At 69.6% G+C, this 24,520-nt stretch carries 26 protein-coding genes; 7 read left to right on the forward strand and 19 right to left on the reverse strand.

The features are described from left to right. Position 1 precedes the first annotated feature (1 nt). The 3 genes from RBS12_RS14710 to RBS12_RS14720 form a co-directional block, all read right to left on the reverse strand. The gene (locus RBS12_RS14710; protein ID WP_307966878.1) at positions 2-475 is read right to left on the reverse strand and encodes a carboxymuconolactone decarboxylase family protein; all 474 of its coding nucleotides are present in this window, start codon (positions 473-475) and stop codon (positions 2-4) included. Between the two features lie 44 nt (positions 476-519). Continuing rightward, positions 520-1,710 (reverse strand): 4-hydroxybenzoate 3-monooxygenase, encoded by a 1,191-nt coding sequence (locus RBS12_RS14715; RefSeq protein WP_307966879.1) that lies wholly within the window; start codon positions 1,708-1,710, stop codon positions 520-522. 122 nt (positions 1,711-1,832) lie between these two features. Next, complete coding sequence (locus RBS12_RS14720) at positions 1,833-2,582, reverse strand: IclR family transcriptional regulator (protein ID WP_307966880.1); 750 nt, start codon at positions 2,580-2,582, stop codon at positions 1,833-1,835. Between the two features lie 250 nt (positions 2,583-2,832). Here RBS12_RS14720 and RBS12_RS14725 point away from each other — a divergent pair, with 250 nt between their 5' ends. Further along, the gene (locus RBS12_RS14725; protein WP_307966923.1) at positions 2,833-4,077 is read left to right on the forward strand and encodes an aromatic acid/H+ symport family MFS transporter; all 1,245 of its coding nucleotides are present in this window, start codon (positions 2,833-2,835) and stop codon (positions 4,075-4,077) included. Positions 4,078-4,130: 53 nt separating this feature from the next. Beyond that, positions 4,131-4,706 (forward strand): HutD family protein, encoded by a 576-nt coding sequence (locus RBS12_RS14730; protein ID WP_307966881.1) that lies wholly within the window; start codon positions 4,131-4,133, stop codon positions 4,704-4,706. 129 nt (positions 4,707-4,835) lie between these two features. Here RBS12_RS14730 and RBS12_RS14735 read toward each other — a convergent pair whose 3' ends face one another. The 4 genes from RBS12_RS14735 to RBS12_RS14750 form a co-directional block, all read right to left on the reverse strand. After that, positions 4,836-5,621: a DeoR/GlpR family DNA-binding transcription regulator gene (locus RBS12_RS14735; RefSeq protein WP_307966882.1), complete on the reverse strand. Its 786-nt coding sequence runs from the start codon at positions 5,619-5,621 to the stop codon at positions 4,836-4,838. 25 nt (positions 5,622-5,646) lie between these two features. Further along, complete coding sequence (locus RBS12_RS14740; protein WP_307966883.1) at positions 5,647-6,207, reverse strand: AAA family ATPase; 561 nt, start codon at positions 6,205-6,207, stop codon at positions 5,647-5,649. Then, on the reverse strand, positions 6,207-7,520 hold the full coding sequence (locus RBS12_RS14745) for an MFS transporter (protein WP_307966884.1): 1,314 nt from the start codon (positions 7,518-7,520) through the stop codon (positions 6,207-6,209). The genes RBS12_RS14740 and RBS12_RS14745 overlap by 1 nt, the downstream gene beginning before the upstream one ends. A gap of 134 nt (positions 7,521-7,654) precedes the next feature. Then, positions 7,655-8,281 carry a bifunctional 4-hydroxy-2-oxoglutarate aldolase/2-dehydro-3-deoxy-phosphogluconate aldolase gene (locus RBS12_RS14750; protein WP_307966885.1) on the reverse strand — a complete coding sequence of 209 codons (627 nt, stop codon included), beginning with the start codon at positions 8,279-8,281 and terminating at the stop codon, positions 7,655-7,657. A 128-nt stretch (positions 8,282-8,409) separates the two neighbouring features. Between RBS12_RS14750 and RBS12_RS14755 the strand changes: the two genes are divergently transcribed. Next, positions 8,410-8,694, forward strand: a complete 285-nt coding sequence (locus RBS12_RS14755; RefSeq protein WP_307966886.1) for a hypothetical protein — start codon at positions 8,410-8,412, stop codon at positions 8,692-8,694. Positions 8,695-8,799: 105 nt separating this feature from the next. Here RBS12_RS14755 and RBS12_RS14760 read toward each other — a convergent pair whose 3' ends face one another. The 10 genes from RBS12_RS14760 to pcaH form a co-directional block, all read right to left on the reverse strand. Beyond that, positions 8,800-9,351 carry a GNAT family protein gene (locus RBS12_RS14760; RefSeq protein ID WP_307966887.1) on the reverse strand — a complete coding sequence of 184 codons (552 nt, stop codon included), beginning with the start codon at positions 9,349-9,351 and terminating at the stop codon, positions 8,800-8,802. Positions 9,352-9,490: 139 nt separating this feature from the next. After that, complete coding sequence (locus RBS12_RS14765) at positions 9,491-10,285, reverse strand: IclR family transcriptional regulator C-terminal domain-containing protein (RefSeq protein ID WP_307966888.1); 795 nt, start codon at positions 10,283-10,285, stop codon at positions 9,491-9,493. A gap of 149 nt (positions 10,286-10,434) precedes the next feature. Beyond that, positions 10,435-11,139 carry a 3-oxoacid CoA-transferase subunit B gene (locus RBS12_RS14770; protein ID WP_307966889.1) on the reverse strand — a complete coding sequence of 235 codons (705 nt, stop codon included), beginning with the start codon at positions 11,137-11,139 and terminating at the stop codon, positions 10,435-10,437. 4 nt (positions 11,140-11,143) lie between these two features. Next, complete coding sequence (locus RBS12_RS14775) at positions 11,144-11,803, reverse strand: 3-oxoacid CoA-transferase subunit A (RefSeq protein WP_307966890.1); 660 nt, start codon at positions 11,801-11,803, stop codon at positions 11,144-11,146. An 8-nt stretch (positions 11,804-11,811) separates the two neighbouring features. Next, the gene (locus RBS12_RS14780; protein WP_307966891.1) at positions 11,812-13,044 is read right to left on the reverse strand and encodes a thiolase family protein; all 1,233 of its coding nucleotides are present in this window, start codon (positions 13,042-13,044) and stop codon (positions 11,812-11,814) included. Further along, positions 13,041-13,505, reverse strand: coding sequence for a 4-carboxymuconolactone decarboxylase (gene pcaC / locus RBS12_RS14785; protein WP_307966892.1), 465 nt, complete (start codon positions 13,503-13,505; stop codon positions 13,041-13,043). Before pcaC ends, RBS12_RS14780 begins: the two co-directional genes overlap by 4 nt. After that, positions 13,502-14,326: an alpha/beta fold hydrolase gene (locus RBS12_RS14790; protein WP_307966893.1), complete on the reverse strand. Its 825-nt coding sequence runs from the start codon at positions 14,324-14,326 to the stop codon at positions 13,502-13,504. The genes pcaC and RBS12_RS14790 overlap by 4 nt, the downstream gene beginning before the upstream one ends. 23 nt (positions 14,327-14,349) lie before the next feature. Continuing rightward, on the reverse strand, positions 14,350-15,843 hold the full coding sequence (locus RBS12_RS14795) for a lyase family protein (protein WP_307966894.1): 1,494 nt from the start codon (positions 15,841-15,843) through the stop codon (positions 14,350-14,352). A 6-nt stretch (positions 15,844-15,849) separates the two neighbouring features. Then, positions 15,850-16,416 carry a protocatechuate 3,4-dioxygenase subunit alpha gene (gene pcaG / locus RBS12_RS14800; RefSeq protein ID WP_307966895.1) on the reverse strand — a complete coding sequence of 189 codons (567 nt, stop codon included), beginning with the start codon at positions 16,414-16,416 and terminating at the stop codon, positions 15,850-15,852. Continuing rightward, positions 16,409-17,224, reverse strand: coding sequence for a protocatechuate 3,4-dioxygenase subunit beta (pcaH, locus tag RBS12_RS14805; RefSeq protein WP_307966896.1), 816 nt, complete (start codon positions 17,222-17,224; stop codon positions 16,409-16,411). Before pcaH ends, pcaG begins: the two co-directional genes overlap by 8 nt. 246 nt (positions 17,225-17,470) lie before the next feature. On the opposite strand from pcaH, the gene RBS12_RS14810 reads away from it, so the two are divergent. After that, entirely contained in the window at positions 17,471-18,502 is a 1,032-nt protein-coding gene (locus tag RBS12_RS14810; protein ID WP_307966897.1) for an aldo/keto reductase family protein, read from the forward strand. A gap of 278 nt (positions 18,503-18,780) precedes the next feature. Further along, the gene (locus RBS12_RS14815) at positions 18,781-20,694 is read left to right on the forward strand and encodes an FAD-binding monooxygenase (protein WP_307966898.1); all 1,914 of its coding nucleotides are present in this window, start codon (positions 18,781-18,783) and stop codon (positions 20,692-20,694) included. 62 nt (positions 20,695-20,756) lie between these two features. On the opposite strand, the gene RBS12_RS14820 is transcribed toward RBS12_RS14815, so the two are convergent. Together RBS12_RS14820 and RBS12_RS14825 are read right to left on the reverse strand one after the other, a co-directional pair. Then, positions 20,757-21,434 (reverse strand): type IV toxin-antitoxin system AbiEi family antitoxin domain-containing protein, encoded by a 678-nt coding sequence (locus RBS12_RS14820; protein ID WP_307966899.1) that lies wholly within the window; start codon positions 21,432-21,434, stop codon positions 20,757-20,759. A gap of 339 nt (positions 21,435-21,773) precedes the next feature. Beyond that, positions 21,774-22,667 (reverse strand): helix-turn-helix transcriptional regulator, encoded by an 894-nt coding sequence (locus tag RBS12_RS14825; RefSeq protein ID WP_307966900.1) that lies wholly within the window; start codon positions 22,665-22,667, stop codon positions 21,774-21,776. 123 nt (positions 22,668-22,790) lie between these two features. On the opposite strand from RBS12_RS14825, the gene RBS12_RS14830 reads away from it, so the two are divergent. Continuing rightward, positions 22,791-23,117 carry a carboxymuconolactone decarboxylase family protein gene (locus tag RBS12_RS14830; RefSeq protein WP_307966901.1) on the forward strand — a complete coding sequence of 109 codons (327 nt, stop codon included), beginning with the start codon at positions 22,791-22,793 and terminating at the stop codon, positions 23,115-23,117. A gap of 87 nt (positions 23,118-23,204) precedes the next feature. Then, positions 23,205-24,443 carry an MFS transporter gene (locus RBS12_RS14835; RefSeq protein WP_307966902.1) on the forward strand — a complete coding sequence of 413 codons (1,239 nt, stop codon included), beginning with the start codon at positions 23,205-23,207 and terminating at the stop codon, positions 24,441-24,443. Positions 24,444-24,520: the final 77 nt, after the last annotated feature.

The following is a 24,520-nucleotide window of genomic DNA, read 5'->3' on the forward strand; positions in this document are numbered from 1 at the left end:
GCTAAGCCCTGACGCGGTGGCGGCTCACGATCGAGACGCGATTGAAGACGTTCATCGTGGCCGCCGCCCAGCACAGGACCGAATACGTCGTGTCCCCCACCGCGAACCGGGCTGACTCGAGGGCGGCCACGCGCTCGTCCTCATCCGGCAGCAAGGTGACGGCCTCGGCGATGGCGAGCGCGGCTTCCTCGAACTCGGTGAAGATCATCGCGGTCTCGCGCCACGCGGGCAGCACGCGCAGCTTGACCGCCTCGACCCCGGCCTCCTCGGCGAGTCGAACATGGAGATTGAGGCAGTAGGCGCAGCCATTGAGCTGGGAGATGCGCACGTTGGCGAGTTCGATGACGTCCCGCGGCACTCCCGCCGCCTCCGCCGCCTCGCGCACGGCGGCCGCAAGCATGTTGAGGGCTTTCCACGATGCTGGGTCGGCCTTGTCGAGGTAGAACGCGGGGATCGGGCTCGTCGTGTCGGTCATAGGGGCATCCTTTCACCCGGCGCACCCCGGGCGGACGTGGCCGGCTACTTCCCCTGCCACCCCGTGTAGCACTTGGCGATGTACGCGCGGCCGTGCTCCGACTCGAGCAGCGAGCGCAGCTCCCCGAGCTGGCGCGCGCGGAAGAAGGCGTGGTTGGCCTCGCTCGGGACGGTGTGCAGGAGCGTCGTCATCCAGTACGAGAAGTACTGCGCCTTCCACACGCGGTTGAGCGCGCGGTCGGAGTAGGTGTCCAGGAGGGCCGAGGAACCGGTTGAGAAGTACGAATCGAGCGATTCGAACAGGAGCTTCACGTCGTGGAGTGCGAGGTTGAGGCCCTTCGCGCCCGTGGGCGGGACGGTGTGGGCGGCGTCGCCGGCGAGGAACAAGTTCCCGTGGCGCATGGGGGTGTGGACGAACGAGCGGAACGGCAGCACGACCTTGTCGATGACCGGCCCCTCCTTGAGCTCGAAGCCGTTGCCGTTGACGCGGAGGCGCAGCTGCTCCCAGATCTGCTCGTCGGTCCAGCCAGCGGGGTTCGTCGTCGGATCGCACTGGAAGTACATGCGCTGCACGGTATCGGTGCGCTGGCTGATGAGCGCGAAGCCGTGGGCCGAGTTCGCGTAGATGAGCTCGGGAGCGCTGCGCGGCGCCTCGGCGAGGATTCCGAACCACGCGAACGGGTACTCGTTGAAGTACCACGTGCGCTCCGCCTCGGGCACCGCGGCGCGGCACTGCGAGCGCGAGCCGTCGGCGCCCACGAGGATGTCCGCCTGGAGCTCCCACTCCTGGCCGGCGTCGTCGGTGAAGAACACCTTGGGATTGCCCGTGAGGTCGTCGATGCGCGTGTTCGAGCATGAATAGCGCACGTCGCCCCAGTCGGCGTCGCGCCGGGCGGCGAGATCGTCGAACACGTCGTTCTGCGGGTAGAGCCACACGGACTGACCGGTAAGCGCCTTGAAGTCGATGCGGTGCCCCTCGCCGTTGACGCGGAACTCCGTGCCCTCGTGCTCGTGGCCGTTCCGGAGGACGTTGTCGACCCCCGCGTCGACGAGCAGGTCCACCGATCCGGCCTCGAGGATGCCGGCGCGGATGGTCTGGGAAATCGCCTCGCGGCTGCGGATCTCCACGACCGTGTTCTCGATCCCGGCCCGGAACAGGAGGTGGGACAGCATGAGCCCGGCGGGACCGGCGCCCATGATGGCCACCTGGGTCTTGTGGATCTTGCGTTCGCTCATTTCAGACTCGCTTTCAGCTGCGGGGCCGGCCCACCTTTGGGCCCGCACCGGACGACTGCTTCGAGTGTGCGACGGATCACTCCGGCGGCGTTAGCCAGGTTCCGTTGAACGGAATTCTTTGATCAGCCCGTGGGCGCGGCGAGCTGCCTCCCGATTCCGCGCGCCGCGGTCTTGAGAGCGGGGACGATCTGGTGGATGCGCACCTCCGCTATCGGGACGACGACGCCGATCGCCGCAACCGCGAGCCCCTGGCGGTCTTCGACAGGCACGGCGATGCCCCACGTATCGGGATCGACGACGCCGGCGAGCTCGGCGAAGCCCCGCTCGGCGGCGGTCGCGAGAAGCTGACGCACGTGGTCCACCGTCGTCCGCCCGGAAGGATCGTAGAACCGCGAGAGGTACTCGTTCTGCGCGTGGCGCGGCTGGCCCGCCATGAGCGCAACGCCCGCGGAGGAAATGTGCACAGGCATGCGGCCCGCGACCTTGGCGCGGTTCGCCACCGACCCGCGGCGGGAGAGCCGCTCGACGAACAGGACGTCGTCGCCCTGCAGCACGGCCAGGTTGACGTTCTGGTTGAGAACCTGATGGATGTCGTCCATGAACGGCAGCGCCGCCTGGCGCAGGACGAGGATGGGCGAGTTGCGGTTCACGAGCTCCCAGAGCCGCAGGCCGAGCTGGATCTTGCCGCCGGGCGCCTGCTCGAGCAGGCGGTGCAGTGCGAGCTGGCTGACGATCCGGTGGGCGCTCGTGAGCGGCAGGCCTGCACGGTCCGCGAGTTCGGTGAGCGGCAGCGCGCTCACGCCTTCCGGGAAGGCCTCGAGGACGCGGACCACGCGGTCAATGACCGAGTCTCCTGAGCTTGAGTTGGCCACGGCGCCTCCCCTGCTGATTCCGATAGTGGCTACTGTTCATTATTCCATTCAACGGAAAGAGTGATTCCGGCCAGATTGGCCGAAGTGATACACATCTCACACCAGTTCCACTTCCCGAAGGTTTCCCGTGACAGCGTCGTCCCCCTCCCTCGCCCGCACCCACTCACCCTCGCACAACTCGTCCTCACCCGCCCGCGGCTCCTCACCCACCCGCGCCAACCCCGGGCCCGTCTGGCTCTGCTGGCTCGCCATGGTCCTCGACGGCTTCGACCTCGTGGTCCTCGGCGCCATCATCCCCACCCTGCTCAAGACCAAAGAACTCGGCTTCGACCCAGTGGGGGCGACGTTCGCCGCCACGATCTCGCTCGTGGGCGTGGGCCTCGGCGCCCTGTTCATCGCGCCGCTCTCGGACAAGTTCGGCCGCCGACGGCTGCTCGTCGCGTGCGTCGCCTGGTTCTCGATCTTCACGCTCGCGGTCGTCATCGCGCCCAACGTGGCCGTGTTCAGCGCGTTCCGGCTGCTCGCCGGGCTCGGCCTCGGGGCATGCCTGCCCGTCGCGCTCGCCTACATGAACGATCTCTCACCCGCCGGATCCCGCGCCCGCGCCACCACGCGCACCATGACCGGGTACCACGTCGGCGCCGTCGCGACCTCGCTCCTCGCGCTCGCGCTCGTCCCCAACTGGCGGGCGATGTTCATCGTCGGCGGCCTCGCGGGCCTCGCCCTCGTGCCCTTCCTGTGGTTCAAGCTGCCCGAGTCCGTTCGGGCACGCGCTTCCGTCCCCGCCGCGGAGGGCACGGCGAACGACGGCGGCGCCCTCCCGGCGTCGTCCGCCTCGTCAGGTGCCCACGCGCCGTCGTCCGCCTCTTCGGGCGGGAAAAGCCTCGGGTTCCGCGCGCTCCTGCGCAAGCCATACCCGCTCGCGGCCGTGGGCATCGCCGTCGCATCGTTCATGGGACTCCTGCTCGTGTACGGTCTCAACACGTGGCTCCCGACGCTCATGTCCGGCGCGGGATACTCGATGGGCTCCTCGCTCACGCTCCTGTTCGTGCTCAACGTCGGGGCGGTTGCGGGGCTGATCCTGGCGGGACGGCTCGCGGACCGGCACGGGGCCAAGCGCGTCGTGCTGCTGTGGTTCGGACTTTCGGCCGTCTTCCTCGCGTTCCTGAGCATCCGGATGCAGAACGAGCTCCTTCTCGACGCCGCGGTGTTCGTGACGGGCGTGTTCGTGTTCAGCTCGCAGGTCCTCGTGTACGCGTGGGTCAGCCAGCTCTTCCCGCGGCATCTCGCGGGGACCGCCCTGGGCTTCTCGGCCGGTGTGGGCCGCGTCGGAGCAATCCTCGGCCCGGCCGTGACCGGTGCGCTCGTGGCCGCCAAAGCGGCCTACCCGTGGGGGTTCTACGTCTTCGCAGTAGCGGCGCTTGCGGCCGTCGCAGCACTCGCCTTCGTGCCCCGGGCGGGCGCGCAGAAGGTGCCCGGAGGCGACGAGGCGTAACCGGCGGACCCTCCGGGACGCCGTAGCCTTGGAGGACGACCGGAAGGACTCCCATGCCCACGCACATCATTCGCTTCGACGGCCTCCCGCGCACCCCGTGGCGCAACGGCGGCGGAACCACCGTCGAGATTGCGCGGGGTCCGGAATCCGACGGCGAAGCCTGGGGCTGGCGGCTGAGCGTCGCGGACGTCGAGAGGGCCGGCGCGTTCTCCGAGTTCCCGGGCATGGACCGCGTGCTCACGGTGATCGACGGTGAGCTCTTGGTCCTGACCGTGGACGGCGGCGAGCACGGGCTCGAGCGCTACCGGCCCTTCAGGTTCGACGGCGGCGCCCCCGCGAGCGCGGTGCTCCCCACCGGCTCGATCCGCGACCTCGGGCTCATCACCCGCCGAGGCGCGTTCACGGGTCACGTCACGATCCTCGAGCTGTCGAAGAAGCGCCCCTTCCCGGTAGGGCGCGGTCAGCTCGCGGTCCTCCTCCAGGGCGATGCCGTCGCGTCCGCCGATGCGGGCGACGCCGGTACTCCCCTCGCGCGGTACGACGCCGTGGTCGGCGACGACCCGGCGCCCACCGTGGCGGGACGCGGCTTCCTCGCCATCGTCTCGGTAGACGCGGTCGACGGCGAATGAGTTGGCCCGTCTCGGCCGCCGCGGGGCCGGATGGGTCGTAGAGACACAGCTCGTGCGCCTCTCGCGCCTCAACCGTGCCTCCTGACGCGCGAATTGTGGTGTTCTGCACCCGCGCTTAGGCCGACGAGGTCAGAGCTCGGCGATGTCGAGGTCAACCCCGAGGTCGCGCAGGGCCCGTCGCGTCGTTTCGCTGAGATCGGAATCCGTGACCACCGCGTCGAGTTTCGCGAGGGGGACGACGTTGAAGCGCTCGAACGTGCCGAACTTCGTGCTGTCCGCGAGCAGGACACTCGTCGACGCCGAGGCCATCGCCGCCCGCTTGAGAACCACTTTCTCAGTTGACGGCGTCGTGACGCCGTGCGGGACGTCCCACGTGCCGGTGCTGAGGAAGCACAGGTCCAGGTTGACCGACGCGAGGGTCGCCGCCGCGAGGGGGCCGCTGCTTGAGCGGCTTTCGACGTCGACCGCCCCGCCGGTGTGGATCGTCTCGATCTCCGGGTAGTCGAAGAGCGCAGCGACGGTGCCGTAGTCGTTCGTCACGACCGTGACGTTCCGCCGCGCCGCGAGGAACGGCACGACGGACTCGCACGTGGTGCCGGCATCGAGGAAGACGACCATGCCGTCCTCGACGAGCGTCGCCGCGCGCTCGGCGATGGCCCGCTTGCGGGGCAGCTCGAGCTGGGCGCGCGACGAGCGTTCGGCCGGAGGCTCGACGCCGGGATGCTCGGCAAGGCGGACGCCCCCCTGGACGGCGACGACCTGTCCACCCTCCTCGAGGTTCGAGATGTCGCGGCGGATCGTCATATGGGAGACCTTCATGAGCTCCGTGAGGTCCCGGATGCTGAGCACACCCGCGGTTCGGAGCAGCCTCAGAAGCTCCTTCTGACGCTGTTCCGGGATCATCGGACTGCTCACGCGCTCTCCCCTCGTAACCCGACGATCATAGATGCCGGGTCAGGGCCTCCGCCGAAACGCCGTCGCCGCTATTGTCGAAGAGCACGTGCCGCGCTCCGCGCCACTCGCACTCCGCGGCCTGTGCTTTGGCCCAGAACTCGTCCCAATGGCCGAGCTTCCACGCGTCCCGCTCGAGGGACCGTGCGCTCACCCGCTCCCGGACCGTGCTGCTGCCCGCGCTCACGTGCACGACGACGGCCTCGGTCTCGGGCCAGCCGTGCGTGCGCGCCGCCTCCTCGATGTAGTCCTCGCGGGAGAAGTAGCGCACGAACGGGGCGTCCAGCACCACGGAGAGCCCGAGCCGCAGGTTGTCCCCCGCGACCCGCAACAGCGTCGCGTACTCGAGGTCCATGACGGTGCGCTGGTAGAACTCGCTGTTGTCCCGCTCGTGCGGATCACTGCCCGACTGGGTCAGGAGCGCCTCCGTAAAGTACGTCGCGAGGCTGTCCTTGTCGAGGTAGACGGCGCCGCGCTCTGTGGCGACGAGCTTCGCAACGGTCGATTTCCCGGATCCCGCCGGCCCGATGACGAAGTAGATGCTCGGCATCACGCCTCGGCTCGGGAACGGTCCTTGACGAACACACCGTAGGAGAACGCGCCGACGAGCAGGAGCGCGCCGCCGATCAGGAACACGAGTGTGTAGTTGCCGCCCGTCGCGGCGAGGATGGCGCCCGTGACGATCGGCGCGACGGCCGCGCCGAGGAAACCGCCGAAGTTCTGAATCGCGCCGAGCGAGGCCACCTGGTTCGGCTTCGCGATGTCCGCCGCGAGGGTCCAGAGGCATCCGATGGGCACCTGCGCCGCGAAGTAGCCGAGCGAGAGGAGGACGACGGCGACTGCCGTGCTGTCCACGTAGGCGACCGGCAGGACCGCGGCGGCCGCGAGGATGGCGCCTCCGACGATCGGCACTTTGCGGGCCAGCACCGTGCCGACACCCCGGCGGACGAGACGGCCCGAGAGCCAGCCTCCGAAGAGCACGCCGAGCACGCCGCACAGGAACGGAAGCGAGGCGAGCCAGCCGCTCTGGGTGAGGCTCAGGCCGCGGGACGTCTGGAGGTAGCTCGGGAGCCACGTGAGGTAGACCCACACGGTGTAGAAGATGCCGAATGCGCCGAGGATCATGAAGTACGTGTTGCGGTGGCGGAAGAGCTCGCCCCAGCCGGTCTGCTTGACGGTCTTCTTGCCGGCCTCTTCGGCCTCCGCCTCGCCCCCCTTGATCAGGATCTGCTCGCGGATCGATGGGTCCCGGTACATGCGGAGCCACACGAGGACAATGACGACGCCGAGCGCCGCGATGAACACGAACATGCCGCGCCAGCTCATCGTGATGAGGAGGTACGTGAGGAGCGGCGGCGCGATCGCGTTCGCGATCTGCGAGCCGGTGTTCACGATCGAGACGGGAAGCGCGCGCTCGGTCTTGTTGAACCAGCGGTCCGTCACCTTGAGGCTTGCCGTGAAGAACGGAGACTCGGCGATGCCGAGCGCCACACGGGCCGCGTAGAGGAAGCCAAACGAGTTCGCCGCGGCCGAGACCGCCGAGACGAGCGACCACAGCCCGGCCGCCCACGCGAACATCTTCTTCGGGCCAAGCTTGTCCACAAGGTAGCCCGCGGGGAGGTTGGCGATTGCGTAAGGCCACGAGAAGGCCGAGAGCAGGAGGCCCATTTGGACCGGGTTGAGGCCGAATTCCTTGGCAATCGTCGTGTTGGCGATGCTCAGGTTGCTCCGGTCCAGATAGTTGACGACGCCGCCGATAACGAGCAGCACCACGAACGCCCAGCGGATCCTCAGGACCCTGCGGGTCTCGGAAGGCTGTTCAGTGGCGCTTGTGTTCGTGAGGTCTGGGGTCGACGATGCCATTGCTTCACTCCTTTGTGCAGCCGGTCGGGGCGTGGTGCCCTACGGTGGGGGTGCGGAACGGGATGGGGAACGGTGTGGGAAGGGATGCGGGGCGGTGGCTCGCGGGAACGAGCGGGGTTCGAGTCCTAGCGGGTTCAGGCCCGAGCGGCGGCGATGGCGGAGAGCATGTCCTTGGCCGCCCGCGTGACCCGGCTGTAGTCGCCGTCGGCCCGCGCCGCCTTGGTGATGCTGCTGCCAACGCCCACGGCACTTGCCCCGGCCGCGAACCACTCCCCGACGTTTTCAGGCGTGGCACCGCCTGCCGGAAGGAGCTCGGCCTGGGGAAGCGGAGCCTTGATGGCCTTGAGATGGCTCGGGCCGAGGCTCTCAGTAGGGAACACCTTGACGAAGTCGGCGCCTTCCTCAAGCGCCGCGACTACTTCGGTCGGCGTGTAGGCGCCGGGGATGGCCACGGCACCGTATCGATGGGCCGCCCGGATCATGCCGACGGTCACGTTGGGGCTCACGAGCAACCGAGCCCCGGCCTGGATGCAGGCGAAGGCTGCCGCCTCGTCGAGCACTGTGCCGGCGCCCACCGCGATCCCCTGCCCCTCGTACTCGTGCGCGAGCGTGCGGATCACTCCGAGGGCGTCGGGAACCGAGAGTGTGATCTCGAGGGCCCGGATGCCTCCCTCGACAGCGGCTCGCGAGACGGCGAGGGCTTCCTCGGCGCTCTCGAGCCGAACAATCAACACGGCACCGGTCGTCACGATACTGTCCACGACAGCGTGCTTGCTTAACATCACGTGCTCAAGATATCTCATATGTTCACAGAATATCTAGAGTCATGTGAAAGTTTGTTCCGCCGGAATCCTCGCCCCGAGAGGCACCGCCGGGTAGGCTCCCGCTCATGGGGAACTCAGCACACAGCGTCACGTCGGCGACGCCCGGAATCCTCTTCGGTGCCGCCGTCTCCGCGCTCCTCGCGTTCTACGCGTTCGAGGCAGCCACCTCGTCCAAGCCCCTCCTGTGGGTCGTGTGGGGCCTACTCGCCGCCTGCTCGAGCGCCGTCGTCGTCGAAATGATCCGCTATCAGGCCGCGGGCGGCACGAAGCCGCGCTGGCTCAACGCCGCGGGAGCGATCGCGTTCGTGCTAGCTGTCGCGTTCGGCCAGTTCCACCAGTACGGCGGCTGAGCACCTCGGGCGTGCCCCGCCCGGACTTTCAGACACAGCCGGGCGCTCAACCGAGGGGCGATTTCCGAAACCCGGGTACCTTGCTTTGCGAGACGGGTCGCGCCGCTAGGTTCCGGGCGTCCGCCATTCAGTGGCGAGGAGGGCCCAGATCTGGGTGTCGTCGAAGACACCGTCGATCGGCCAGGACTGCCGCAGGGTCCCCTCCAACGTCATCCCGAGGCGTTGCGCGACAGCTCCGGATCGCGCGTTCGCCGCCCGGCAGCGCCACTCGATCCGCCGTATTCCGCGCGTCTCGAACGCCCAGCGCACCAAGGCCCGGCAGGCTTCGCTCACGAGACCCCGTCCTTGTGCGGCAGGCTCGAGCCAGCAGCCGAGTTCGGCGGAGCCACGGGCGGCGTCGAAGGCAACGAACATGACGCCGCCGACGAGGGCACCCTCGGACCAGATGCCGTAGATCCGGGCGCCGTCGGCGGCCGTCGACGTGGCGTAGCGGGTCAGCGTCGCGGTGGCGGCCTCCACCCCCGTCGTGACGAACGACGGCCCGACCCACGGGCGGATGTGCTCACGGGCCCGATCAAGATGCTCGGCGAACTCTGGTCCTTGCCACGGTTCGAGCGGCCGAAGCTCGGCCCCCGACGGCAGCCGATGCGCGAACACTAGGAACCCCCGGAGATCGCCGGGCGATCGACTCGCGCTCTGCGTGGCATGCGGCCCCACTCCTCACGTGCTCCGCCATCGGGACAACCGCCACCCTATCCCGAAAGACCAGCACCCGCCGCAGGGCCCAAAGCGCGGGCTACGCCGCGCCGGCCGCCCGGGCCGCGTCCGCGATGCCCGCGGCGGTCTTGCGCAGCTCCGGCACGAGCCGTTGCACCTCCGCCGCCCGGTCCTCGGCGCCGTCGAGCCGCGCGGACAGCGCGAGGTTGATCGCGGCGACCGTGCGGCCGTCGGTCCCCAGAACGGGCACGGCCACCGAGCGCAGGCCCACCTCGAGTTCCTGGTCGACGACGGCGTAGCCCTGCGCCCGGACCCGCGTGAGCTCCGCTTCGATCGCCCCGCGCGACGTCAGGGTGCGGGGCGTGAGCGGCACGAGGCTCGCCGCGGCGAAGTACCCGTCGAGCTCGGCGGGCGAGAGGGCCGCGAGCAGGACGCGGCCCATCGACGTCACGTGCGCGGGGAAACGCGTGCCCGGCGAGATGCCGACGGAGATGATGCGCCGCGTGTGGATCCGCGCGAGGTACACGATGTCCGTCCCGTCGAGGACGGCCATCGACGTCGACTCGCCCTCGCGGCGCGAGAGGTCTTCGAGGAACGGCTGGGCGAGCTCGGGGAGCCGCTGACCTGAGAGGTACGCATACCCGAGCTGCAAGACGAGCGGCGTCAGCGTGAAGAGGCGCCCGTCGGTGCGCATGTAGCCGAGTTCGACGAGCGTGTGCAGGAAGCGCCGCGCGGTCGCTCGCGTGAGTTCGGTGCGCGCGGCGACCTCGGAGAGCGTCATCTCCTGGTGCTCGGCATCAAACGCACGGATGACGGCGAGCCCTCGCGCGAGCGACTGCACGAACTGGTCGCCTGGCGCCGCTATCTCACTCATCGTCACTCCGCCCTTCTCGCCACAGCCGTCCCAAAAGGTCATAACCGTCCCCGGCCGCCATAACCGTCCCATATACCCGTGCACGCGGGACGGTCGTGCCTTCGAGGAACGGTTATGTGGCTCAGGGAGAGCCACATAACCTTACGCGCTCACCCCGCCAGCAGCGGGACGTCCACAAGCGCCTGAAGCTCCTCGAAGGTGACGCCGAACGTCTCCCGCACGCGCACGCCGTCGTCCGTAATGAGGAAGACCGCCTTGTCCGTGTAGACGCGCGTCACGCAGCCGACGCCCGTGAGCGGGTACGAGCACGACGGCACAAGCTTGGACTTCCCGTCCTTCGTGAGCAGGGTCATCATCACGTAGACGTCCTTGGCGCCGGTCGCGAGGTCCATCGCGCCGCCGACGGCGGGGATCGCGTCCGGCGCGCCAGTGTGCCAGTTCGCGAGGTCGCCGGTCGCGGAAACCTGGAACGCGCCGAGCACGCATACGTCGAGGTGGCCGCCGCGCATGATCGCGAACGAGTCGGCGTGGTGGAAGTAGCTCGCGCCCGGCAGCTCCGTCACGGGGATCTTGCCGGCGTTGATGAGGTCCGGGTCGATCTCGTCGCCCTTCGCCTCGGGGCCCATGCCGAGCATCCCGTTCTCCGTGTGGAGCGTGATGTTCTGCTCCTCGGTGAGGTAGTTCGAGACGAGGGTCGGCTGGCCGATGCCGAGGTTCACGAACGAACCGGGCGCGATGTCCCGCGCCACGAGACGCGCGAGGTCGTCGCGGCCGATGGGCTCGGCGCTGGTTTGAGGGGCCCCGCTTTGGGGCGCCTCATCTGAAGAAACAGGCGACGTCGATGTCTCACTCATGCTCTCAGCCCACCTTCACGATCGTGTTGACGTAGATGCCCGGTGTGACCACGTTCTCCGGGTCGAGGCCGCCAATCGGCACCACCTCGGAGACCTGGACGATGGTCTGCTTCGCGGCCGCGGCCATGATCGGGCCGAAGTTCCGCGCCGTCTTGCGGTACACGAGGTTGCCCTTGCCATCCGCCTTGAGCGCCTTGATGAGCGCGACGTCCGCGTGGATGGGCGTCTCGAACACCTGCCACTTGCCGTCGAGGAAGCGCGTCTCCTTGCCCTCGGCGAGCATGGTCCCGTAGCCGGTCGGCGTGAAGAACCCGCCGATCCCGGCCCCGGCCGCTCGGATGCGCTCCGCGAGATTGCCCTGCGGCACAAGCTCGAGCTCGATCTCCCCGGCACGGTACTTCGCGTCGAAGTGCCACGAGTCGCTCTGCCGCGGGAACGAGCAGATCATCTTGCGCACGCGGCCCTCCTTGATGAGGAGCGCGAGGCCCTCGTCGGCCTGGCCCGCGTTGTTGTTGACCACCGTGAGCTCGCGAGCGCCGCTCTGCAGCAGCGCATCGATGAGCTCGAACGGCTGCCCGGCGTTGCCGAAGCCCCCGATCATGACCGTCGAGCCGTCCTTGACGCCCGCGACCGCCTCGGCGACGGTGTCCTTGAATTCCAGCATCTCGACCCTTACTTCCCAGTCACGTTCTCGAGCACCACAGCCAGCCCCTGACCCACGCCGATGCAGATCGCGGCGACGCCCCAGCGCTCGCCGCTCCGCTGAAGGCTCCGAGCGAGCGTCCCGAGGATGCGGCCGCCGGACGCGCCGAGCGGGTGGCCCATGGCGATCGCGCCACCGTGCGCGTTGACAATCTCCGGGTCGATCTTCCAGGCGTCGAGGCACGCGAGGGACTGTGCGGCGAACGCCTCGTTGAGTTCGACGGCGCCGACCTGGTCCCAGCCGATGCCCGCCTTCTCGAGGGCGCGGTTGGCGGCCTCGACGGGCGCGAAGCCGAAGAACTGCGGTTCGTTCGCGGCCGCGCCGCGTCCCGCGATGCGGGCGATGGGCTCGAGGCCGATCGTCGCGGCGGCGGCCTCGGAGCCGAGCAGCACCGCAGACGCGCCGTCAGAGAGCGGCGAGGCGTTGCCTGCCGTGACCGTGCCGCCGGTCGTCGTGCCCGAGCGGTCGCCGTTGTCGGCGCGGAAGACGGTCTTGAGCCCCGCGAGCTTCTCCGCGCTCGAGCCCGGGCGGATGCCCTCGTCCCGCGTGAGCTCCGTACCGGGGACCGGGACCACGAGCTCGTCGAAGAAGCCCTCGTTCCACGCCTTGTCCGAGAGGTTGTGGGATCGCGCGGCGAACTCGTCCTGCCGGTCGCGCCCGATCGCGTGCCGCTCACGCAGCTGCTCGGTCGCCTCGCCGAGCGAGACGGTCCACTGCGACGGCATCTTCGGGTTCACGAGGCGCCAGCCGAGCGTCGTCGACGCGAGCGTGAGGTCCCCGGCCGGGTACGGGCGCTCGGTCTTCGGCAGCACCCACGGCGCCCGGCTCATCGACTCGACCCCACCCACGAGGACGACGTCGGCGTCGCCCACCGCGATCTGGCGCGAGGCGATCATGGCGGCGTCGAGGGACGAGCCGCAGAGTCGGTTCACGGTCGTGCCGGGGATCGACGTCGGGAGCCCCGCGAGGAGCGTGGCCATCCGCGCGACGTTGCGATTCTCCTCGCCCGCGCCATTCGCGTTGCCGAAAACCACCTCGTCCACCGCGCCGGCTTCGAGGGCGTCAGGCGTGAGCCCCGGGGCACGGTCCACGATGCTGCGGACCATGTGGGCCGCGAGGTCATCCGGGCGGACGCCTGCGAGCGAGCCGCCGAACTTGCCGAACGGGGTGCGGATGGCGTCGTAGATGAATGCTTCGGTCATGGCTGTTCCTCGTTGTCGGTGGCGGCATCCGCCAGAATCTTCTGTGCCACCTTGAAGGCCGTGTTGGCGGACGGAACCCCGCAGTAGATGGCGCTCTGCAGGATCACTTCCTTGATCTCGTCCCGCGTGAGCCCGTTGCGGACGGCCGCGCGGACGTGCATCGCGAACTCGTCCCAATGCCCGTGAGCGATCATCGCCGTGAGCACGGCGACCGAGCGCATCTGCCGGGTGAGCCCCGGCCGCGTCCAGACGCCGCCCCACGCGATGCGGGTGATCATGTTCTGGAACTCGGCCGTGAACTCGTCGGTGTTCGCGTTGGCCCGGTCCACGTGCGCGTCGCCGAGGACCTCCCGCCGAACTTCCATGCCGCCGTCGTACACCTCGCGCTGGGTGGCGTCGGGCTGGACGGCGCCTGCCCGCGCGTCGTCCTTCCAGTTCTCCCCGACAAGCTGCGCGCTCACTTGGCCCCCTCCGCGGCGTTCTCGTCAGCCGCCGCGCGCGCGAAGTGCTCGCGCAGAAGGTCCGCGACAGCAACCGGGTTCTCGGTCGGCGCGATGTGCGCGACGCCGGGGACCTCGACGGCGCGGCCGTCGCGCGCCCGCTCGGCCATCCACTGCGCCTCGGAGAACGGGCACACGGAGTCGAACTCGCCCGCGATGGCGAGGAATGGGACGGCGATCTCGGCGAAGCGGTCGCGGACGTCGTAGGCGGCGATCGCGCGGCATACGGCGGCGTAGCCGAAGCGGTCGGCGTCGCGGAGCGCGTGGAGGAGGCGCGAGGACTCGGCTGGGTGCTCGCCGAGGAAGCCCGGCGCGAACCAGATCTCGGCCGAGGCCTGGAGGCGTATCGCGGTGCCCTGGGCTGCGACGAGGTCGGCGCGCTCGGCGTAGCCTTCGGCGCCGTTGAAGCGTGGCGACGAGCAGATCATCGCAAGGCTCAGGAGCCGCTCGGGGTGGCGGAGCGCGAGCTCGGCGCCCGTCGCACCGCCCACGGAGTCGCCGGCATAGTGAAACGCAATGCCCGGGGCGATCGAGTCGACAAGCGCCACCACGGCGTCCGCGAGCTCGCCGAGGCTGAACGCCGTGTCCGGCTCGGCGGCCGGCGAGACGCCGTGGCCGGGCAGGTCCCAGCCGAGGACGTCGTAGTCCTCGCCGAGGAGCCGCGCGGCCGCGTCCCACATGGCCGTCGACGTGCCGAGCGAGGGCCCCAGCACCACGAGGTCCTTCTCCCCCAGCTGCTCGCGCGGCGAGAGCCTCACCGCTCGGATCTGTGGCACGCTCACGTGCTCGTCCTTCCTCTCGTGTCTCATGTCTGCCTGCGGCGCCGGGCCGCCCGCGCTTCGTAGTCGGCCAAGATGCGGTCGACGATCCCGGCCGCATCGCCCTGGTACCCGGCGGGGTCCAGGAGTTCGTCGAGCCGCGCGTCATCTGCTGCGCCCGAAGGCACGACGGCGCGAAGTCCCTTCCGCAACACCCGCCCCTGCTCGGCGGGGTCGGCCCCGCTCGCGAGAGCCGCGTCGACGGCCTTCTGGATCCCGGCGCGGCCACCCTCGGCCACGCCTGAGAGCTCGAGCATGATGCGCTCGCTCACAAGGAGCGGGCCGCTCAGCTCGAGGTTCGCGCGCATGCGCTCGGGGAAGACCCGGAGCCCGCCCGCTATCTCCCGCACGGCCGCAGCGGCGCCGGCGGCGAGGCGCAGCAGCTCCCGCAGGGCGGGCCATTCGGTGTGCCACGCACCGCCGGTGCGCTCGTCCTCGCTCAGGGCGGCCGCGAGTTCGAGCTGCATGGCTTGGGCGGGGGCCTTGAGGGCGGCCGAGCGGATGAGCGCCGAAAGCGCGGGATTCTGCTTCTGCGGCATCGCCGAGGAGACGCCGCGGCCTTCCGCGATCGGTTCGCCGAGCTCGCCGATCTCGGGGCGCGAAAGCAGCATGACGTCGTTCGCGACGTGCCCCGCGGCCGAGCACACCGCCGCGAGGGCGTGGCCGAGGTCCGTCACCGGGCCTCGGAACGACTGCCATGGCGCGACGGCGGCATCGAGGCCAGCGCGACGGGCCCAGTCCGCCGCGAGCGCGGCCGGCTCCCCGCCGAGCGCGACGAGCGACGCGTTCGTCCCCGCCGCACCCCCGCACTGCACTGGGAAGCTCAGGGCCGCGACGCGGGCCTCGGCGTGCGCGACGCCCTGGAGCCAGTTCGCGGCCTTGAGCCCGAAGCTCGAGGGAAGCGAGTGCTGGGCGAGCGTGCGAGCCACCTGCGGGGTCGTGCGGTGCGCCGCAGCGAGGTCCGCGAGGGAGTCCGCGGCGACGGCGAGGTCCGCGAGGAGCCCGACGACGACGCGCCTTGCCGTGAGCATGAGCGCCGAGTCGAGGACATCCTGGCTCGTGAGGCCCTTGTGGACCGAGCGTTTGCCAGGCTCGGGGGTCACCTCGCGGAGAGCCTTCACGAGGGGGATGACCGGATTCCCGCCACCTTGGGCTTCCATCGCGAGCCGCCCGGCGTCAAACGCGAGCACGGACGACGGCGCGTTGACCGCCTCGGGCGCGGCGCCGTCGTCGGCTGTTGCCTTCGTCCCGCCGACGGCGGCGCTGACCGCCGCGCGAACCACAGCACGCACGGCCGCGCCCGCGCCGGCCTCGGCAAGCCCCGCTGCCTCGAGCGATTCGGCCCATGCGGCCTCGAGCTCGAGCATCGCGGCGACGATCGCGGCGTCGCCGGTAGCCCCCGCGATGTCCGGGCTGGCCCAGACCGGCGAAAGCAGACCTCGGTCTGCAGGGTCTGCGGCAGGATCGAAGGCGGCGGTCATGTCAGTTCAGCCCTGGAAGTCGAGGAAGACGGTCTCGTCTTCGCCCTGGAGCCGGACGTCCCAGTGCAGCGAGCCGTCCGCGAGGCGCTCGGCGATGAGGGTCTTGCGGCGGGCGGGGTCGAGGGAGCTCAGGAGGGCGTCGTTCTCGAGCGCCTCGGTGTCCTCGGGGAGGTAAACCCGCGTGAAAAGCCGGTTGAGCAGGCCTCGCGCAAAGACGACGACGGCGATGAACGGCGCCTTGCCGGGCTCCGTCGGGCCGGGGTTGACGGTCGTGAAGACGTACCTTCCGGTGTTGCCCACCGGGGTGCGGCCCCAGCCCGTGAAGGTGTAGCCGTCGCGGATCAGCGAGCCGGTCTCATTCGGGATGTTGCCCTGCGCGTCCGCCTGCCAAATCTCGACGAGCGCGTCCGGAATGGGGTTGCCGTGGCCGTCATAGACGGTGCCGTGGAGCTGAACGCTCTCCGGGCTGCCCGGCGGGACGAGCTCGCCGCCCTTCTCGAACGGCAGCGCGTAGCCGTAGAACGGGCCGACGGTCTGGCCGGGGGTGGCGATCATCTGGGTCTTCTCACTCATTGTCGCCCTGCTCTCCATACGCTTCGTTCTCGGTCCACGTCCGCTTGGCGCCCGTGAGGACGATGTCCCATTCGTAGCCGAGCGCCCACTCGGGCGCGGTGAAATCGTGGTTGTAGCGTGCCACGAGGCGGTCCCGCGCGTCCTGGTCGACGATCGATTGGTAGATCGGGTCGAGCGGGAAGAGCTGATCGCCTGGGAAGTACATCTGGGTGACGATGCGCTGCGTGAACTCCGTGCCGAACAGGCTGAAGTGGATGTGTGCGGGGCGCCACGCGTTGAGGTGGTTCTTCCACGGATATGCGCCAGGCTTGATGGTCAAAAACTCGTAGGAGCCGTCGGGACCCGTGATGCAGCGGCCGACACCCGTGAAGTTCGGGTCAATCGGCGCGGGATGCTGGTCGCGCTTGTGGATGTAGCGGCCCGCCGAGTTGGCCTGCCAGATCTCGACGAGCTGGCCAGCAACGGGGCGGCCGTCGCCGTCGAGCACCTTGCCGCGGAGGACCATGCGTTCGCCGAGCGGCTCCCCACCGTGCTGGATCGTCAGGTTCGATTCGAGAGCGTGCACGTCCTGGTGGCCGAACGCCGGGCTGTAGAGCTCTATCGTCTCAGGGTCGGTGTGGTGCAGGTTCTTCGTGGGGTGCCGCAGGATCGAGCTGCGGTACGGCGGATAGTCGATGCGTGGCTGCGTCTCCGCGGGCTGCCCCGCGGCGCGGGCCGCCTCGTAGCCCTCTTCGATGTCCCGGATCTCCTGGCTGACGATCGCCTGATTGTCAGCGGCGGCGTCGGACGATTTGACGGGCTCGCCCATGGTTCCTCCTCTAGCTTCCTTGCTGAGTGCCCCGCGTGCGGCACCGTCTCCCTTTCGAGAGTACCGGTTGTTCGCATTCTGTACAAGTGTTCGCATCACGAACACTTGTCGTGGGGCGGTCTTGACAGCGTAGGCGCGAGGCCGGGCCCATGACGGAGTTCTTCCGTTGAACGGAAATGTTGAGCGCATCGCGACCCGAAGGTAGGTCTGAGAGACCCTTCCCCGCGCGGGCCGTGAGGCGTAGGCATGAGGGGTAACCCCTACAACGATGGAGGCACCCTCATGCGCTACCGCAAGCTCGGCAGTTCCGACCTCGAGGTCTCCGAGATCTCACTCGGCTCCTGGCTGACGTTCTCGGGCGGGGTGGAAGCCGAGGCGACGAGGGCCTGCACCGAGGCAGCGTTCGACGTCGGGATCACCTTCTTCGACACGGCGAACGTCTACGGTCGCGGCGCGGCCGAGACGGCCTGGGGCGACATCCTGTCGAAGCACCCGCGCGATTCCTACGTCCTCGCCACGAAGGTCTTCGGCCAGATGTCGGACACGGAATCGGGACTCTCCGCCGAGCAGATCTCGAAGCAGATCGACGCTTCGCTGACCCGGCTCAAGACCGACTACGTAGACCTCTACCAGGCGCACCGCTTCGATTCGAGCGTGCCGATCGAGGAGACGGTCGAGGCGTTCCAGAAGGTCGTCGAGCAGGGCAAGGCCCGGTACCTCGGGTTCAGCGAGTGGACGCCCGAGCAGATTCAGGCGGCGATCGACATCGCTGGACCGGACCTCTTCGTCTCGTCGCAGCCGCAGTACTCGATGCTGTGGCAGGCGCCCGAGGCCGAGGTGTTCCCGCTCTGCGAGGCCAACGGCATCTCGCAGATCGTGTGGTCGCCGCTCGCCCAGGGCGTTCTCACGGGCAAGTACAGGCCGGGACAGCCCGTCCCCGAGGGCAGCCGCTTCGCGAGCGAGACCATGAGTGGCTCGATGGACCGCCTCATCACGGAGCCGATCCTCGAGGCCGTCGAGCGGCTTGCTCCGATCGCCGAGAGCGCGGGCCTGAGCCTTCCGACGCTCGCGCTCGCGTGGGTGCTCCGACGCGGCGAGCTCGCCTCGGCCATCACTGGCGCCTCGCGCCCCGAGCAGGTCCGCGCGAACGCGTCGGCCTCGGGCATCGAACTCGGCGACGACGTCCTCGCGGCCATCGACGAGGCGCTCGACGGCGTCGCGGTCAAGGGTCCGACGCTCGCCCCGTACGCCCAGACGGGCATCATGCACCGCGGCTAAGCCCCCGGGAGGCGTCCGCGCGTCCGGTCAGAGGCGGCCGCGCCCCGCAATGACGCGGCTTCCCCGCAATGGCGCGCCGGGTCCGGCGCGCCATTGCGGCTAAGGCGCGCCTTTGCGGTGAGGGCGCGCCTTCAGCATCGCGCGGCCACCTGTGACGCCGGCAACACGAGGGGCTTGAAGCGCACGGCACGGAGCCCTACCATGGGTTGAGCGATATTAGAACGGCTCGTTCCAATATAGAACACGTCGGGCGCAACCACAACGAAGTGAGGAAAGCCGTGCATTTCCACCACCACGGATACGTCTCCGGAGACCCGCGGGTGCAGCCGGCCGCCGGTGTCGGCATAGATCGGCCCGAAGAGCTCCCCGACGAGGTCGACGTCCTCATCGTGGGCACCGGACCCGCCGGCATGATCACCGCCGCGCAGCTTGCCCAGTTCCCCGGCATCACGACCCGCATCGTCGAGCGCCGCCCCGGCCGGCTCGCGATCGGACAGGCCGACGGCATCCAGGCACGCAGCGTCGAGACGTTCCAGGCGTTCGGCTTCGCCGAGCGGATCACGGCCGAGGCCTACCGCATCACGGAGATGGCGTTCTGGAAGCCGGACCACGAGGATCCGTCGCGGATCGTGCGCGCGGCGCGCGCGGTCGACGACGAAATGGGCATCAGCGAGTTCCCCCACCTCATCGTCAACCAGGCACGTGTGCTCGACTACTTCGCCGAATTCATGGCCAACTCGCCCGCGCGCCTGCGGCCGGACTACGGCTACGAATTCCAGAGTCTGACGGTCGACGACGAGACCCAGGGCGGCGACAACGCGTACCCGGTCAGGGTCACCCTCGTGAACACCGCCGGCGAGAACGAGGGCCAGGAGCGGACCGTTCGGGCCAAGTACGTCGTCGGGGCCGACGGCGCGCGCAGCAAGGTGCGCCAGTCGATCGGCTGCAAGCTCGCGGGAGACCAGGCCAACCACGCGTGGGGCGTCATGGACGTCCTCGCCGTGACCGACTTCCCTGACATTCGAACCAAATGTGCGATCCAGGGCGAGGCCGGGAGCATCCTGCTCATCCCGCGCGAGGGCGGTCACCTTTTCCGCATGTACGTGGACCTCGGCGAGGTCGGGGCCGAGGACGGCCGCGCGGTGCGCAACACGACGATCGAGCAGATCATCGCCAAGGCCGACGAGATCCTGCAGCCCTACACGCTCGACGTCCGCAACATCGCGTGGCACAGCGTGTACGAGGTCGGCCACCGGCTCACCGACCGGTTCGACGACGTCCTCCCCGAGGAGGCAGGAACGCGCACCCCACGCGTCTTCATCGCGGGCGACGCGTGCCACACCCACAGCGCCAAGGCCGGGCAGGGCATGAACGTCTCGATGCAGGACGGCTTCAACCTCGGCTGGAAGCTCGGGCACGTGCTCGAAGGCCGCAGCCCCGAGAGCCTCCTCGCGACGTACTCCGGGGAGCGCCAGGTCATCGCGAAGAACCTCATCGACTTCGACAAGGAGTGGTCCACGCTCATGGCGAAGAAGCCCGAGGAGTTCGAGGATCCCTCGGAGCTCGAGGACTTCTACGTCCGCACCGCCGAGTTCCCCGCGGGCTTCATGACCCAGTACGCCCCCTCGATGCTGGTCGCGGAGCCCACGCATCAGGGCCTCGCGACCGGTTTCCCGATCGGCAAGCGCTTCAAGTCCGCGCCGGTCGTGCGGGTCTGCGACACCAATCCGCTCGAGCTCGGCCACCAGGCGACGGCGGACGGCCGGTGGCGCATCTACGTCTTCGCGGACGCTCCCGAGGCGGGCGCGCCGTCGCGTGTCGCCGAGCTCGCGGAATGGCTCGCGGCCTCCCCCGCCTCCCCGCTCGCCGCGACGCCCGAGGGCCTCGACCGGGATGCGTGGTTCGACGTCAAGGTCATCTACCAGCAGGGCCACACGGAGATCGACATCAACTCCGTGCCGGCCGTGTTCAAGCCCGAGGTCGGCCCGTTCCGGCTCACGTACCTCGAGAAGGTCTACGGCGTCGACCACAAGGCGGACATCTTCGACGTCCGCGGGATCGACCGCGGAGGCGCCGTCGTCGTCGTCCGCCCGGACCAGTACGTCGCGGACGTCCTGCCGCTCACCGCCACGGACGAACTCGCGGCGTTCTTCGCCGGCAATCAGCTGGCGCGGCGGGCCGAAGCGGTCTGAGCCCGCGGGGGCCGCCCCCGCCCGGCCCGCCAGGGGACCAAACGGGCCGGACGGGGACGGGGTCAGATGTGCGCGAAGGCGCGCTTCCAGCCCCGCGGCTGGATGCCGGCGAGGTCGATGAACGATCCTGCGAGGGCGCGCCCATCGCCGAGCGGGAAGCCGTACTCCCGCGCCTGCGGGGCGAGGAACTGCGCGAGCTTCTCGGGAGCCCTGAGCTTGCGCTGGCGGATGGCTTCCCGCAGGAGGGAGGCGACCACGTTGCCGTCAGCACCGCGTTCCACGAAGTCCGCGATCGTGCGTTCAACCGTGAGGGCCGGGACCGAGTCGACGACGCCGACCTCGCCCGGGCTCAGCGACTGCACGCGCAGCCGCACATCGGCCAGGCGGGTGCGGCGTCGAACGGGGACGATGAACTCGCTCTCCCGGGGGCGGAACGGCCCGAGGCCGTGCAGGAGCGCCGCGCTCTCGCCCGCGGCGACGACTCCGGGGATGCCGTCCGCCGTCGTCGGAAGTTCCGGGCCCGCGAGCGCAAGCCAGCGGGCGACGACGACGCCCTGGCCTGTCGCGGGCGTCTTCCCGACGCGATACACGCCTTGGGCGACGCGCACGATCATGCCGAGCGCCGCGAGCCTCGACATCTGCTTCCTGCTGATGCCGGCCGCTTCCGCGCGAGCCGTCGTGACGAGTCCCCATCGATTCTCGGCCAGGTCGCCGAGGCGCCCCACTAGTTCCGCGGTCATCTCAATCCTTGGTGCTCCGGGGGGCGCGAGAACGGGGTCAAGGGTCTGGCTGAGTGCGGTCGCGGTGCCGGCTGCCCCCCAAAAACACGGAACCCGACGCTCCCGCCGATGTCCCGCGCCCTCCAGCCGGAGCCGCGCCCAACACCTGTGAGCGTAGGTCCCGAAAACGCCAACTCAGTGGTGAATCAGCCAAACTCAGTGGCGTTCTGGCCAAATATCCGTACCAGCAAGGGCACACGTGGGTCGTCGGAACCCGTTTTGGGGCCGACACATCCGAGGTGACGCGCAAGGCGCCTACGTGGCGCGAGCGAGTCCCCGAGGGGCGTCGGGGATCGCAAGTCAGCGCGGCGAGCCGGCCGCCGTCGCCCGCAGCTGCTCCTCAAGGCGCTCCGTCTCCGCCCAGCTCGCGAGCAGGCGGAGGGACTCCTCGGACGCCGAGCCCGGCTCGGCCGGGTACACCGTGAGGGTGAGCCCGGGATCCTCGGAAAGCTGCATGGCCTCGAACATGAGCTCGATGCCGCCCACCACGGGGTGCCGGAACGTCTTGCTGCCCGAATAGTGGCGGCGCACGTTGTGGGCTGCCCAGCGGACCCGGAACTCCTCGCTGCGCATCGAGAGCTCTCCGACGAGGTCGGCGAGGCCCTTGTCGTACGGGTTGCGTCCCGACTCGGTGCGCAGGAGCGCGACGTTGTTGTTCGCCGCGAGATCCCAATCGGGGTAGAAGTCCTGCGCGCGGGGATCGAGGAAGATGAACCGCGAATGGTTCGCGGGCCGCACAGGGTCCAAGAACACCGGCGAATAGAGCGCGAAGCCCAGGCGGTTCGCGGCGAGGATGTCCATCCGGCTGTTTCGGACGAAAGCAGGGGCGCCCGTGATCGCGTCGAGCAGGAATTGGACGCTCGGCCGGATGCGCTGCTTCAATGCCCTGGCCTGACGCGCGCGCGAGGTAGCGTTGGCCGCCTTCGCGAGGTCGAAGAGGTGGTCACGTTCGGCGTCGTCGAGCTGGAGGCCGCGCGCGAGCGCCTCGAGGACGCCTTCCGATACACCCGAGAGGTTTCCGCGCTCGAGCCGCGTGTAGTAGTCGACGCTCACGCCCGCGAGCATCGCCGCCTCCTCACGGCGCAGACCTGGAACGCGGCGGTTGCCGCCGTAGACGGTGAGTCCTGCCCGCTCCGGGGTGATGCGTGCGCGGCGCGACGAGAGGAATTCGCGCACTTCCGTCCGATTGTCCATAGGTCAACGCTATGCGCCGCGCCGGTATCCACGGGAGGTACTGGCAGAACCGGTATCGAGAGGGCTCTCGCTCCCTTCCGGGGAGACCCGTCTCATGGAACCCAGACCCCCGAAAGGAACCCCATGCCAGCGTCCCAACAACCCTCAGCCGCCGAGAAGCTGTACGGCGACTTCGCCCCCACCCTCGTGGGCTACACCGACGACGTCCTCTTCGGCCAGGTGTGGAAGCGCCCCGAGCTCTCGCAGCGGGACCGCAGCCTCGTGACCGTGGCGGCGCTCCTCGCCGGCGGCAATGCCGAGCAGCTCACGTTCCACTTCGCGTACGCGAAGGAGAACGGGGTGAGCGAGAACGAGCTCATCGAGGCCATCACGCACCTCGCGTTCTACGCCGGATGGCCCAGGGCCATGTCCGCGCTGGCCGTGGCCAAGCGTGTTTTCCGTGGGGAATAGGAGCATCAGGACGGCACGCGTCCCTTCCAGTACGCGTACTGGAAGGGACGGCGTTCCCGATCGATCGACACGCCAGTGAGGACCCCCGTGACCGCACCCAAGACACGCCCGACCATGACCACGGGCCTTACGCTCCTATTCGCCGTGGCCGGAGGCGCCGCCGTCGGCAATCTGTACTGGGCGCAGCCGCTCCTCGACGCCATCGCGGCCGATCTGCACGCGTCCCCCGCGACGGCCGGCTGGCTCGTCACCGCCACCCAGCTCGGCTACGCGGCAGGGATCCTGCTCATCGTGCCGTTGGGCGACGTCCTCGACCGGAGGAGGCTCGTCGTCGTCATGATGCTCGCCTCCGCCGCAGCACTCGTGCTGTGCGCGCTCGCGCCGTCCGCGGCGTTCCTTCTCGTCGCCGTGAGCCTCCTCGGCGTCACGACGGTTGCGGGGCAGATCCTCACCCCGCTCGCCGGCGATCTCGCCGACGACGCCCATCGCGGGCGCGTCGTCGGAACCGTCGTCGCGGGCATCCTCACGGGGATCCTCGCGTCGCGGACGGTAAGCGGCCTCATCGCGGCGGTCGGCGGCTGGCGGGCCGTGTACGCGGTGGCGACGATCGGCGTCGTCGTTCTGGCCGTGCTCCTGGGCCGCGCGCTGCCAGCCCTCGAGCCCAAGGCGCGCGTCTCCTACCCGAAGCTTCTGGCGTCGGTGGGCGCGGTCGTCGTCAAGGAGCGGGCGGTGCGCTGGACGCTCGCGCTCTCCTCGACGGGCTTCGCAGCCTTCACCCTGTTCTGGACCTCGCTCACGTTCCTGCTTGCAGGCCCGGCGTTCCGCTACCCCGTCGAGGTGATCGGCCTGTTCGGGCTCGCGGGGATCGCTGGCGCCGTGACCGTCCAGCGCGCGGGGCGCCTTCACGACCGCGGCTGGTCGATGCCAGCGACCGGCGTCGCGTGGGCGCTCGCGCTTGCGGCCTTCGGCCTGTGCTTCGTCGCGGGAAGCTCGGTGTGGCTCGTGCTCGCGGTCGTCTTCGTGCTCGACGTCGCGATTCAAGGGCAGAATGTCCTCAACCAGACCCGGCTGCTCGCCCTCTCCCACGAGGCTCGCAGCCGGCTCAACACCGTCTATGTCACGGCGAATTTCATCGGCGGCGCGATCGGCTCCGGGGCCGCCGCGCTCTTGTGGGGCGTGGGCGGCTGGACCGCCGTCTCGGCTGCCGGGACCGCGCTGAGCTGCGTTGCGCTCGCTGTCTGGGCGATCGGCAGGCGGGGGCCGCTGCGACCTCCTCACCGGGACCAGCCCGATGACCCGCCTCATGACCGTCCCTCAGCGGCATGACCGTCCCCTGAACACAGGTACGAGGGACGGCTGTGCCACGCCGGGACGGCTGTGCCACGCCGGGAGAGCGCGACGGC

This window comes from Sinomonas sp. ASV322, assembly GCF_030908245.1.
Classification (GTDB): Bacteria; Actinomycetota; Actinomycetes; order Actinomycetales; family Micrococcaceae; genus Sinomonas.